The 13,037-nt window shown below is 57.1% G+C and carries 8 protein-coding genes; 4 read left to right on the top strand and 4 right to left on the bottom strand.

All coding sequences use genetic code 11. The features are described 5' to 3' along the window. The first annotated feature begins 106 nt into the window (after positions 1–106). Positions 107–1,729 carry an alpha/beta fold hydrolase gene (locus tag MUY35_RS05970; RefSeq protein WP_248364746.1) on the top strand — a complete coding sequence of 541 codons (1,623 nt, stop codon included), beginning with the start codon at positions 107–109 and terminating at the stop codon, positions 1,727–1,729. A gap of 3 nt (positions 1,730–1,732) precedes the next feature. Then, a complete protein-coding gene (locus MUY35_RS05965; RefSeq protein ID WP_248364745.1) occupies positions 1,733–2,563 on the top strand; it encodes an alpha/beta hydrolase in 831 nt (276 codons plus the stop codon). 30 nt (positions 2,564–2,593) lie between these two features. Here MUY35_RS05965 and MUY35_RS05960 read toward each other — a convergent pair whose 3' ends face one another. From MUY35_RS05960 to iadA, 4 genes are read right to left on the bottom strand one after another with little or no spacing between them, the layout of a single operon-like run. Continuing rightward, positions 2,594–4,327 carry a Mur ligase family protein gene (locus MUY35_RS05960; RefSeq protein ID WP_248364744.1) on the bottom strand — a complete coding sequence of 578 codons (1,734 nt, stop codon included), beginning with the start codon at positions 4,325–4,327 and terminating at the stop codon, positions 2,594–2,596. 14 nt (positions 4,328–4,341) lie between these two features. Continuing rightward, positions 4,342–7,143: a cyanophycin synthetase gene (cphA, locus tag MUY35_RS05955; protein WP_248364743.1), complete on the bottom strand. Its 2,802-nt coding sequence runs from the start codon at positions 7,141–7,143 to the stop codon at positions 4,342–4,344. Positions 7,144–7,180: 37 nt separating this feature from the next. Further along, a complete protein-coding gene (locus MUY35_RS05950; protein WP_248364741.1) occupies positions 7,181–8,056 on the bottom strand; it encodes a cyanophycinase in 876 nt (291 codons plus the stop codon). A 45-nt stretch (positions 8,057–8,101) separates the two neighbouring features. Next, the gene (gene iadA, locus MUY35_RS05945) at positions 8,102–9,268 is read right to left on the bottom strand and encodes a beta-aspartyl-peptidase (protein ID WP_248364739.1); all 1,167 of its coding nucleotides are present in this window, start codon (positions 9,266–9,268) and stop codon (positions 8,102–8,104) included. A 344-nt stretch (positions 9,269–9,612) separates the two neighbouring features. On the opposite strand from iadA, the gene MUY35_RS05940 reads away from it, so the two are divergent. Together MUY35_RS05940 and MUY35_RS05935 are read left to right on the top strand one after the other, a co-directional pair. Then, complete coding sequence (locus MUY35_RS05940) at positions 9,613–10,542, top strand: carbohydrate kinase (RefSeq protein ID WP_248364737.1); 930 nt, start codon at positions 9,613–9,615, stop codon at positions 10,540–10,542. A gap of 79 nt (positions 10,543–10,621) precedes the next feature. Then, positions 10,622–13,015 carry a glycogen/starch/alpha-glucan phosphorylase gene (locus tag MUY35_RS05935; RefSeq protein ID WP_248364735.1) on the top strand — a complete coding sequence of 798 codons (2,394 nt, stop codon included), beginning with the start codon at positions 10,622–10,624 and terminating at the stop codon, positions 13,013–13,015. The last annotated feature ends 22 nt before the right edge of the window (positions 13,016–13,037 follow it).

Here is a 13,037-nt window from a genome sequence, read left to right as displayed (position 1 = left end):
CCACTGCTACAAAAAACTGCGTGCAATCGCGGTGCTTGCAAAATTCGTGAAGCATTTCGCTGAGAGGGTCGCACGCGAACGCTTCGAAACCGGAAAGGCGCGGAACATGTCCAAAGATCTCTTCAAGCTGTTTGAAGCTATGAGTAAAACCGAAGGCCCCGCCTTTGCAGAGTGGACGAACACGATGCTGAGATACCAAAGCGACATGGCAAAGCTTTGGCTGGGCACTGCGCTGCATGGTGAAGACGCCGCCGATGAGACGCGCGATCGCCGGTTCGGGGCCGAGGCATGGGATGAAGGGATTTTCCCAATCCTGCGCCATTCTTACGAGCTGACCGCCAAAGCCATGGTTGATATGGCCGATAAGGCGAATTTGCCAGATCAAGAACAGCAAAAACTAAGCTTTTATGCCCGCGTTGCAGCAGACAACATGGCGCCGTCCAACTTTCTACTGACCAACCCCGAAGCCCAGCAGCTTGCCAAGGAAACCGGTGGGCAGAGCCTGCTTGATGGCTATCAAAACCTTCTGGCGGACCTTGAGAAGGGCTATATCTCCACCACCGACGAAGAAGCGTTCGAGGTGGGCAAGAACCTTGCCACAACCCCCGGTTCGGTGATCTTCCGCAACGAATTGATCGAGCTGATCCAATACGAGCCGATGACTGCCAAGACGCGCAAAGCGCCGATCCTGATCGTGCCACCCTGCGTCAACAAATTCTACATCTTTGACCTGAACGAAAAGAAGTCGATGATCCGCTATCTGCTGGAACAAGGGCAGAGCGTTTACACCATCGCATGGCGCAATCCGGGGCCAGAGATGGGCGATCACAGCTGGGATGATTACATCGAAGACGGGATATTTGAAGCGGTGAAGGTTACATCCGCGGTCAGCAAATCCAACGCGATCGACATTTTGGGCTGGTGCAATGGCGGCACGATGTTGACGGCGGCCCTTGCGGTGATGCCCAAGGACCTGAAAGCCAAGCTGGGCACCGCGACATTCCTGTCATCGCTGATCGACTTTTCCGATCCGGGTCAGATCAAGGTGTTCATCGACCAGCCGCAGGTCGAAGCCTATAACCAACGCCTGAAAGCCGAGAAAGTCGCACCGGGCCGCGACATTGCCAATGCGATGGCGATGCTGCATGTGAACGAGTCGATCTGGAACTTCGTCGTCTCCAATTACCTGATGGGCAAATCGCCTGCGCCGTTCGATGTGCTGTATTGGAACGCCGATACCTCGAACCTGCCGGCGAAATGGTACAGCTATTTCGTTGAAGAAATGTATATCGCGAACAAGCTGAAAAAGCCCGGAGCGCTTACCTTGTGCGGCGTCCCGGTTGATACGCATAACATCGACCTGCCGTGCTATTTCCTTGCCGCCGACGGCGACCATATCGTGCCGTGGAAAACGTCCTTTACAGCGACCAAGCTGGTGTCCGGCCCGACCGAGTTCGTGCTGACCACCGGCGGGCACGTGTCCGGCACGGTGATCAACCACCCCGCTAAGACCCGCCGCAAATTCTGGACCGGCGGCAAAACAGGTGGGGATGCGGACAACTGGCACGAGACGGCTAAGCTGACCGATGGCAGCTGGTGGCCGCATTGGCTGGACTGGCTCGACACCCACAACGCCGCCGAACGCGGCCCCAAACCGAAGGCGCTTGGCAACAAAACCTATACGCCAATGGACCCGGCACCCGGCACCTATGTGCTGGAGGGCGTGTAGGATATGAAAGATCTGAACGTCAAAAATCCGCACCCCGAAATAACATTTCAAGCCATCAAGATCGGCAACACGCTCGTGCGGTATCTGCTGCGCGAAGGCTCGAATGACGAGCCGCCCTTGCTGGTCTGCAACGGGCTTGGCCAGTCGATGGAAGTGCTTTTGCCGCTGATTGACGAGTTGGAAGATCGCACTGTCGTCGCGTTTGACATGCCGGGTATCGGGCGCACACCGATGGTCGACGACATCTCCACGATCCCGGATTATGCTGCCTTCGCGATGCAGATTATGGATCAGCTCAAGATAGACCGTTTCGACATCCTGGGCATTTCATGGGGCGGCTCACTGGCGCAACAAATGGCTTTTGATGCACCAGACCGGGTGCGCAAACTGGTGCTTGCCATCACCTCGGCCGGCGGAATTGGCAGTTGGTGGGGCACTCCGATCGCCCTGTCCGAAATCATGTTCCCCATGCGGTATATGAGCAAAGCCTATGGTAACTTTATCGGCCCCCTGATGTATGGTGGCGAAGCGATCTTCGCGCCCGACGACTTCCGCGAGTATTCCAAGCATGCCATCGCGCCCAGCCCAGAGGGCTATTTCTCGCAAGTGCGCGCGATGTGCAGCTGGACCAGTCTGCCATGGCTGCGTAGCCTGCCGCAGAAAGCACTGATCATTGCGGGGAAGTACGACGCGTTGATCCCGATCACCAACCAAATCTTGTTGGCCAATATGATGCAATCCGCCCGGTTAGAGGTATATTCGGCTGGCCACCTGCTGATGTACACGCAACGGCACGATGTGGGCGTGACTATCGGAGCATTTCTGGACGGGTAAGATGCGCCGGGTCGGTCGGACGGCAACCGACTATGCCAGAAGTTCGAACACCTCATCGCGTTCCGACAAGACAAGCAACAACGCCAGATCTCCTGGTTGCAACTGATCCATGATCATGCGCACGCCCTGCGTTGGGCTATCGGCGCCTTGCATTTGGTCCGCGCTTAACCCCGCCCCAATGGCGGCTTTTTCAATCAAGTTGGGCACGTCGCCCAGTTCACGACCGCGCAGATAGCCCGCCAGTTCGGCGGTAACCACAATGTCTGGCTGAAATTGCAAGGCCGTCAAAGTCAGGTCCTGTATGTCCTGATCCGACCTGTCGCCAGCGTGGCTGAGCATGATGAAGCGGCGCTTGGCGGGCAGGCTCGACAAGGCCTCGCAGACCGCTGCAATCGAATGCGGGTTGTGGGCGAAATCCACGAACACCCGTGCGCCGTTATGTGCAAATTCGTTGCAACGACCGGGGTTGTCCTTCGGATCAGGCCTGAAAGTTGACAAACCCTTGCAGATGGCATCGTCCGACAGGTCCATTGCTTTCGCGGCACAGATCGCTTCCAACACGTTCGAGACATTGTATTTCGCGGCCCCGTTCATCGTGATCGGCACCTCCGCCACAGAAATCATCGCCTGTTCCGACTGTCCGTCAAAGAATACCAACGCGTCGTCGCGCAAATAGGCGCAGGGATCGCCATTGTCTCGGGCGCTTTTCACCTGCAGGTTTTCGGAGTCCAAGGACACCCACCAGATTGTCGCCGCCGTGTTGGCGGCTTCAGCAACGACAAAGGCGTCGTCGGCGTTCAGAACCAGCACACCATCCTCGGCCAACGTCCTGTGCACCGCAAACTTCGCCTGCGCCAGTTCCGGAACCGTGTTCACGCCGTATTGCCCCAGATGGTCATTGGCGACATTTGTCACGACGGCCACGCGGGCGCGTCTGGTTGGCAATCCGCGGCGCAGTATGCCGCCGCGTGCCACCTCAAGACAGGCGACCTCGAGCCGCGGGTCGCGCAACAACATGCGCGCGCCGCCGGGCCCGGAATAATCCCCGCGATCCAGAATATCATCACCCACCCGCACAAAATCGGTCGAGGTCAGGCCGCCAACCTTGCCAGCCGCTTTGACTATGGCGGCGCACAGCCGGGTGGTCGTAGTTTTGCCATTGGTGCCAGTGATAAACGCGATCGGCACGTCGTGAAGTGCGGCCCAATCGACTTGATCTGGTTGCGGCAGGGCATCCACAGGCCAGACCTTGCTACCGATGCCATGCCCTATCGAAATTTCGTCGTCATCACACAGGATATCCACACCATGCGCATCCGCCGCGGCGATCAGCGCGATCAATGGCGGGTTCTTCTCTTTCTCCATCACGGCGGCGACATCGGCGATCCTGCTGTCGAAATCGCCGGGCGCCTCGCCCAGCAGATCAGCGGCGCAGAAATGCCAAGCCGTCTGCGCCGCGAAGATTGAGGAATATAACTGATCCATCGGCGCCGATATGGCGAGGTTAACGCCCCCCTGAAACCGGCGCGAGGTGAGGTGTTGCGCTTGCCAGCCCAGCGCGTCCAGCACCCGTCGGGCATGGGTTTGCCACAAAGCGACGATGCGGTCGCCGCTGTCATCCTCAAAGAATATGTCGATCACTGCGCCGGGATAATCCCACAAAAGCCCCGGCCCGGTCAGGCGGCGGACATCATCCACGCGAATATGGTCCGACTGCGCGCAGGGAATATCAAGCGCGTTTTCCAGTTCTTCGATCCGGTCCATCGCCCGCCCCCCGATCAATCAGCGTCTTCGGAGACTTCGCGCGCCAAGCGCACGCCGCGTTCATCGCGGACCAGCTTTTGTTGGGTTTCGAACATCTCTTCAAATTCTATCGCTGTCGCCGGCGTTGTGGTGGTCGCGTGCGTCTCATCACCGGCTTCGTCCGCATTGTGATAGATGATCTGCTTCCAACACCGCGCGCTGTCATCGCCAAGGATCACCAAAAGATCGCCCGGTTCAGCCATCTCAAGCCCGGTGTCCACCGCTTCAACCTCGTCCGGAATGACACTGATCGCGCTTTCGGCCACGCCTTGACGCATCAGTTCGGCCTTGATCATCTGGGGCACTTCGTCAGGTCCGCGCCCGCGACGTCGGTCATCCGCCTTGCAGATGTAGTGGTCAAAGTGTCCAGCCAATATCCGGGCGCTGTCGATGATATCTTCGTCACGCCGATCCCCCGGCATGGCGGCCACGACAATACGGCGGTTCTTCACGTCAAGTTGGTCGGACAACCCGGTCATAGCCCCGATCGCCGCCGGGTTATGGGCGTAGTCCAGAATGACCTTGAACGGATATTCGTCATAGACGTTCATTCGGCCCGGCGCTTGGAAATAGCTGGTGTCAAATGTCCGCAACCCATGACGGATATTGTCCAGATCAACGCCAAAACTATAGGCCATCGCGGCGGCGAACATCGCGTTTTGCACGTTGAACATCGCCTTGCCTTCCAGCGCCGCGGGAATCAGATGCGACCACAGAACGGGCATATGCAACCCGTGGTCGTAGATCGTCAGCATGTCGCCATTCATGCCGCTTTCCAGCACGATCGCCTTGCCCCCGGCCTTGATGTGTTCTTTTACAAGCGTGTGGGCCGGGTTGGTGGTGACGTAGAAAATCGTCTCGACATCGGCATAATCGGCCATCTTCAAACAGTTGATATCGTCTGCGTTCAAGACCGCCGTGTCAGTGGCACTTTCCACCACCACGCGTTTCACGACCGCCAGATCTTCGACGGTGTCGATCCCGCCCAGACCAAGGTGATCAGCAGACACGTTCAAACAGGCCGCCACGTCCGAGCGATTGTATCCAAGCCCGGCCCGCACCAACCCGCCGCGCGCGGTTTCCATCACCGCAAAATCCACCGATGGATCGCGCAATACAATCTGCGCCGATTTCGGGCCGGTCATGTCACCTTTGACACTCAGTTTACCGTCCACATAAACCCCATCGGTCGAGGTCATGCCAACGACCTTTCCGCTGGTCTTCATGATATGGCCCAGCATCCGCGCGGTCGTCGTTTTCCCGTTGGTCCCGGTGATCGCAGCAATCGGAATGCGGCTTTCTTCGCCAACCGGGAACAACATGTCGATCACCCGGCCCGAGACATCGCGCGGCTGCCCTTCTGAAGGTGCCACGTGCATACGGAAGCCGGGGGCTGCGTTCACCTCGACGATCGCGCCGCCGATTTCCTTGTAGGATTTGGTGATGTCATCAATCAGAAAATCGACGCCGCCAACATCCAGACCGACCGCTTTGATCGCACGTTCGGCCATGTCGCGGTTGTCGGGATGCACCACATCGGTCATATCGATAGCGGTGCCGCCAGTTGACAGGTTGGCGGTCGAACGCAGGAAAAACACCTCGCCCTTGGGCAACACGGTTTCGGCGTCATGCCCAGCCTCAGCCAGCAGCCTGTTGGCCTGGGTGTCCAGCTCAAGATGGGTCAGTACTTTTTCGTGACCAATACCGCGTCGCGGGTCTTCGTTTACGATATCGACCAGCCCGGCGATTGTGTTTTTGCCATCTCCGATGACGTGGCCCGGAACGCGCTTGGCAACCGCTTCTAGCTTGTTGTTCACCACGAGCATCCGGTGGTCAAACCCGGTGACAAAGCTTTCGACCAGAATTGCGCGGCTTTTGGAATGCAGCTTGGCTTCTTCAAAGCCTGCGGCGACTTCTTCGTCGGTATTGAGGTTGATCGACACGCCGCGTCCGTGATTGGCGTCCAGCGGCTTCACGACAACCGGGTGGCCAATGCTGCGCGCGGCGCGGATCGCTTCGCGTTCGCTATAGACCATGCGTTGAAGCGGTACGGGCAGGCCAAGATCGTTCAGAAGGTTGTGGGTGTCTTCCTTGTCGCAGGAAATCTCGACGGCGATATGCTTGGTTTCCGAGGTGATCGTGGCCTGAATACGCTTTTGGTATTTGCCATGGCCGAACTGAACCAATGAATGTTCGTTCAGGCGAATCCACGGAATGTCGCGTTCTTCGGCGGCCTTGACCAGCGACCCGGTTGAAGGGCCAAATTCCTTGCGCTGCGCACGCAAGACGAAGGTGCGCAATTCATCTTCCCAGTCGAAATCGGGATCGAATTTATAGTCGGCCTGATCTTTCAGCGATTGCGGCAGCAGATGCATCAACAGGCGGATCGCCAATTCCCCGGCAGCCAGCCCAACATCGCGCTGGCGGTATTGGTAAACCATGTTGTAGTGGCCCGGCTCGCCGGTCGAACGGGTACGGCCGAACGACACATCGGTTCCGGCGACGCCCTGAATTTCCAGCGCGCAATGTTCCAGAACGTGGCCCAGCCAAGTGCCCTCATCCTCGCGCAGGCGGCGAATAAATCCTCCCGGCTCGCGATAGGAACAGCCATGTTCTTCTAGGCCGGGTAGCGCCTCGACCAAGTGATCAATATAGTCGGGCCCGATTTTCGCCGACGGCCAGTTTTCGAGAAATCCCAAATCAATGACGTGTCGGATGACCGGAAAGCTTGCCCAGACATTTGGGCCGACAAATACATTGGTTGAGATTATCTTCATGCGTTCCCCCGTTCGAAAGCTTGTTATTTCCCCCGGCTCACGCGCTATCTGCGTCATTTGGCACCGGAAGGGTGCAGAACGCCACGTGTTCATCCGGCGGATAAGCAAGGCGTCCAATCAGATCATAACGGCATCCTTCACCAAGAACGTCAAGGCGAAGGCCCAGAAGGCTAATCGCCTCGCCCTCGCGCGCGTCCCACATTGAGGAATGAGTCAGGTGGTTGGCATCAACAACCGTCACGGTTCCGCTGCCCACAACCTCCAACACATTGTCGGGCCCGATGAAGGCCGCCGTATCTTCGTCGACCCCAAGCCCGATCAGAAAAGGGTTGTAAGACGAGGCGGTTAACAAGCGGCCAAGCCGATTGCGCTGGGTAAAGTGCTGGTCGATAATCACCGCATTGGTCAGCCCCATTCCGGGCGCCAAGGTGATATTTCCTTCAGCTGGCCCCGAATTGCTGCTGCCCCCTGCGATCATGTGCTCGGACATGATCGATGCCCCGGCCGAGGTGCCTGCAATCGGAACGCCCTCTGCATTGCGACGACGAATCTTTTGCGCCACCAGCGTGCCGCCCAGAATGGCGGACAGACGTAATTGATTACCCCCGGTCATGAATATGCCGGTCGCCCGGTCCAGCATCCCGGCAAAATCAGGGTTGTCACAGTCTGCCCGGCGCGAGATTGGCAAGAACTCGACCTGACCCGCCCCCAGATCAGAAAATATCCGGTGATAGTCCGGGCCTGTTTTCTCCAGCATAGAGGCCGTGGGAATGACCACAATATCCGCGTCCTCTCCGCCCGAAAGCTCAACGAACTTCCGGTGGATTTGCATTTCCTTGACCCGATCCTCGCCCCCGCCAATGGGAATGATGTATCCGCGGTCTAAATCCTCTGACACTGGTGCTGGGCACATGTTGCTGTTCTTTCTTTTCTAATTTTTATCGTGACCCGAAGGGGCTTACATTTCTTCGTAGGTGCCCAAGCGAACCGCATTGTGGTCGCGGACATGCCATGCGCCGCGCGCCATGACATCGCGCACACGCAGATCAGCTTCAAGCACAAGAATATCGGCGTCCATACCGACCGCCAGTCGACCTTTTTGGCGCAGCTTCAGCAGGTCGGCCACGTTGCTGGTCAGCGGTGCTAGGGCTTCGCCCAACTCAACGCCTGCGCGCGCCAACTCTGCCAACGTATCTGGCAATGTTTGTGACAAGCCGACACCAAAACGGGTCAGATTGCCGTCGCGATCAAAGGCGGGCAGACAGCCGCCACCGTCAGAGCTGATGGTGAAACGATCCGTCCGGCAACCCGCAGCTTTGAACTGCAAATAAGCGTCAGCGGCAGAAATGCCGGGTTCGACATGCCCATCTGGAAACGCGGTCGCGTCAATATAGCAGCCGTGCCGCGCCAACGCGACAGCCTGATCAAACAGCGGCTTGTTGCGATTCACATGGGTCGGGTTGAACACACGGGCCGGAATTTCGCAGGTTTTGATCGTCTGCTCCAACATCGCCAGCCCACGGTCGCCATCACCCATATGGCAATGCACAATCCCCGCCTTACCGGTCATCAGACCCGCCACATGCGCTTCACTGGCGATGCGCATGAACTCGTCCAGCGTCGGCTGGCTAGAGCGATGGTCACTGATCGCAAGCTCCCCCACGCCGATCACCGGATCCAGAAAGACGATATCGCCGCGCGCTGAGCCCGTCAGCGTGGTCAAAGGCACGTGATAGCCGCCCGTATGACACCACGCCGACAACCCTTCTTCGCGCAGACCATAGGCCTGCGTGACCAGCGTTTGCGTGTTGCGCGTCAGGTCGTCGGTTCCTAGCACCCCAACCACCGAGGTCACGCCCGCACGCGTGAAGGACGACAGAACCATCGGCGGTACACGGCTTGACGGCCCGGTTTCGCCGCCACCCCCGGTAATATGGGCGTGACCGTCGATGAAACCCGGCACAACGGCTGCCCCGGCCACGTCATGCACGGCAACATCCAAGGGCGCCGCCAGCTCTGGCAGTTCGGCACCCAGATAGACGATTTTTTCGCCAGCAGTTAGAATATGACCAAGCCCCATAGGGGTTGGAGCAAAAATGTGAGCGTTTTTTAGAAGTGTAAGCACGTGTCGAGCCCTGAAGGAATTTAGGTATTCCTAGTAGTGGTTAGTTGCTCAGAACACAAATCAGCAAGCGGACTAGGGATATCCTGTTGTGGATGCCCTGCATTTGACTTTAAGCAGGTCGCTCTCGAATGAATTGGCCCGCGCCGCGGATATCCTAAGGCGGCCTTTGCCAAATCGCGCCTTTGCCGATAGTTTTGAGCTTCGGCCTCGCTTGGTCCGGAGCGCGGGACAGAGGCCGCCTGTAGAAATTAACTTGGATCGTTGATCCACAGACGCTGCATACGTCGCGCACTTGTGAGACTGGAACTGCCCGACTTTTGGGTTGAAAAACGGAAGACAACAATATGATTGTGTGTTGTGGCGAAGCCTTGATTGATATGATCCCGTCGCTTGATCGGTCAGGCGAACAAACCTTCAAACCGCATGCCGGTGGGGCAGTGTTCAACACAGCCATTGCGCTGGGCCGCCTTGGCGTTCGGTCTGACTTCTTATCCGGCATTTCGACGGACTTATTCGGAAAAATCCTTCTGGGCGAGCTGCACAAAAGTAACGTCGCCACCGACCTCGTGCAACTCTCTGACCGCCCGACGACCTTGGCTTTCGTCGAACTGACCGATGGGCATGCCACGTATGTATTCTATGACGAAAACACCGCTGGCAGAATGCTGGACCCAAATGATTTGCCGACCATCCCACAGGCCGCGAAGGCGATGTATTTTGGTGGCATCAGCCTGATCAATGAACCTGCCGCAGATTTCTATCTTGCCCTCGCAATGCGCGAATCCCGTCGCCGTGTCATCGTTGCTGACCCGAATATTCGGGCAAACTTCATTTCGAACGAAAAGCGATATCGCGCACGGCTTGATAACTTGATCGCCTGCGTCGACATCCTAAAAGTATCCGACGAGGATCTGGATTGGATCGTTCCCGGACCCCTGACCCAGATCGAGAAAGCAAAGGCTTTGCGCGAAAGAGGACCAGAAGTGGTGGTTCTGACACGCGGAAGCGCCGGGGCTTGCGCCTTTTTTGGCGATGATAAAATGGTGGAAGTTGCGGTTAAAAAGGTCAAAGTCGCGGATACAGTTGGTGCTGGCGACACGTTCAACGCCGGATTTTTGGCGGACCTGGCGAACAATCATCTGCTGGACCGAAGCCGCATCAAGACAATAGAGGCAGGCGATCTGACACGCGCGCTTGAACATGGTGCCAAAGTGGCCGCAATTACCGTGTCACGACCCGGCGCTAACCCGCCTTGGGCGCACGAGATCGAATGACACTAGAATAAGCAGTTGCAACCCGACGCCTGGTAGCCGCCTTATGGTAAGGCTGCCAAAACCCAGAAAAGCGATAGTGATGCCGAAAGACGCCCTGACAAATGTCGATGTAAATGTGTTCAAAGACAGCATTTGCCGCCACCTGAAGACCTCGCTCGGCAAGGACGCCGAACATGCCTCGGTCTATGACTGGCGCATGTCCTTGTCGCTGACAATGAGGGATCTGGTGGTTGATCCCTGGTTCGCCTCGACCCGCGAAACCTATGACCGTAACTCAAAGCGGGTCTATTACCTTTCGATGGAGTTCCTGATCGGGCGCTTGATCGAAGATGTTGCCATCAATCTGGGCATTGAAGATCTGGCACGCGACGCAATGGAAGCGTTGGGGCAAGACTACGAGCGGGTCGTGGCAGATGAACCGGACGCCGCCTTGGGCAATGGTGGGCTGGGCCGCCTTGCAGCGTGTTTTCTTGATAGCATGTCAACGCTCGCGATCCCGGCCTATGGCTATGGCATCCGATATGAGCACGGGTTATTTGAGCAACATTTTAAGGACGGCGAACAGGTCGAAGCTGCTGAGGGTTGGCTGTCACAACGCCACGCGTGGGAATTCGAGCGTCCAGAGGTTTCGTATCCGATTGGATTTGGCGGCTATGTCAGCGAGACAAAGGGCAAAACCATTTGGCATCCAGACGAAACCGTCCTTGCCTCGGCCTATGATACGCCGATCATTGGCTGGAAAGGCAAATGGGCCAATACCTTGCGACTTTGGGCGGCAAAACCGCAAAAACTCTTTGATCTTGAGAGCTTTAACAGAGGTGACTATCTGGCGGCGAATGCCCCAGAAAGCCTCGCCCGTACAATCTCGCGCGTGCTTTATCCTGATGATACCACCGACAAAGGCAAAGAGCTTCGGCTGAAGCAGGAGTATTTTTTCACCTCCGCATCCATTCAGGACGTGTTGCGGCGTCTGATTTCTGAAGGCTATGCGCTGGACGATCTGGCGGATCATGTTGCGATCCAACTGAACGACACCCATCCGGCCATTGCGGGGCCTGAACTGGTGCGGCTTCTGGCCGATGTTCACGCCATGCCGATGGACAAGGCGATTGAAACGGCACGCGCCTGCCTTGGGTTTACCAATCACACGCTTTTGCCCGAAGCGCTTGAGCGCTGGCCAGAGGGGTTGTTCGCCCGCATCCTGCCGCGCCACCACCGGATTATCGAGATGATCCAGGACACCCACGCCTTTGTCTCCGGAAGCAACATTCGGATCATCGAAGATGGCGAAGTGAAGATGGGCGAGCTGGCGTTTATCATGGCCCATTGCGTCAATGGCGTTTCAGCGCTTCACTCTGATCTGGTCAAGAAGACGGTGTTTTCTGATCTGAACAAAGTCTATCCGGGCCGGATCATCAATCAGACCAATGGTGTTACGCCGCGCCGCTGGCTGTATTCGTGCAACCCCCCGCTGCGCAATCTGATCAACGAGACAATCGGCGACGGGTGGCCAGATGATCTGGAACGACTGACCGAATTGCGCGACCATGTGAATGACGCCAGTTTTCAAGAACGTTTCCGTGCGGCGAAGGCCCAAAACAAGCAACAACTTGCGGCATGGCTGAAGACCCGCGACGGCACGGTTATTGACCCCAACGCCATGTTCGACGTGCAGATTAAGCGCATCCATGAATACAAGCGCCAACTTTTGAACATTCTGGAAACGGTCGCCTTGTGGAATGACATCCGCGACAATCCGCATGGCAACTGGACCCCAAGGGTCAAACTGTTCGGCGGCAAGGCGGCGCCGGGATATGTGATGGCCAAATCCATCATCCATTTGATCAACGATGTGGCCAAGACGATCAATACTGACAAGGTAACCCGCGACTATCTACAGGTGGTTTTTCCTGAGAACTACAACGTCTCAATGGCAGAGATGCTTATTCCAGCCTCTGATCTGTCAGAGCAGATATCGACGGCCGGGAAAGAAGCGTCAGGCACGGGCAACATGAAGCTGTCCCTGAACGGCAGCCCGACAATTGGTACGCTTGATGGCGCAAATGTCGAAATTCGTGAACATGTCGGGGCTGACAACTTCTTCCTGTTTGGCCTAACCGCAGAAGAGGTGGTGAAGCGCCGCAAACAACCTGACTTCGCACGCAAAGCCATTCAGGCAAGCCCCGGTTTGACCCGCGTTCTGGGTCAAATCGCCGACGGTGTGTTTTCTGGCGGTGACAGGGACCGCTATCAAGGCCTGCTGCGCAACTTGTATGATCACGACTATTTCCTAGTGACCTGTGATTACGACAGCTATTTCGACGCTCAGCGCAAGGTTGATACCGCCTATCAGGATGTTGAAGGCTGGACCAAGATGGCCGCGCTGAACACCGCCGGCATGGGGTGGTTTTCGTCGGATCGCACGATCCTTGGATATGCAAAGGACATTTGGAACGTCACGTCGCTAAAGTAAAACTGACCAACACCTGCGGTCC

Source organism: Aliiroseovarius sp. S1339 (assembly GCF_023195695.1).
In the GTDB taxonomy this organism is placed as follows: Bacteria; Pseudomonadota; Alphaproteobacteria; order Rhodobacterales; family Rhodobacteraceae; genus Aliiroseovarius.
The sequence above is the reverse complement of the archived record's forward strand: the minus strand, read 5'-3'. Positions and strand labels throughout refer to the sequence as shown.

Bases quoted from the DNA above. Each gene is read 5' to 3' on its own strand.
- MUY35_RS05970 (WP_248364746.1), top strand. From the start codon at position 107: ATGTCCAAAGATCTCTTCAAGCTGTTTGAAGCTATGAGTAAAACCGAA.
- MUY35_RS05965 (WP_248364745.1), top strand. From the start codon at position 1,733: ATGAAAGATCTGAACGTCAAAAATCCGCACCCCGAAATAACATTTCAA.
- MUY35_RS05960 (WP_248364744.1), bottom strand. From the start codon at position 4,327: ATGGACCGGATCGAAGAACTGGAAAACGCGCTTGATATTCCCTGCGCG.
- cphA (WP_248364743.1), bottom strand. From the start codon at position 7,143: ATGAAGATAATCTCAACCAATGTATTTGTCGGCCCAAATGTCTGGGCA.
- MUY35_RS05950 (WP_248364741.1), bottom strand. From the start codon at position 8,056: ATGTGCCCAGCACCAGTGTCAGAGGATTTAGACCGCGGATACATCATT.
- MUY35_RS05940 (WP_248364737.1), top strand. From the start codon at position 9,613: ATGATTGTGTGTTGTGGCGAAGCCTTGATTGATATGATCCCGTCGCTT.
- MUY35_RS05935 (WP_248364735.1), top strand. From the start codon at position 10,622: ATGCCGAAAGACGCCCTGACAAATGTCGATGTAAATGTGTTCAAAGAC.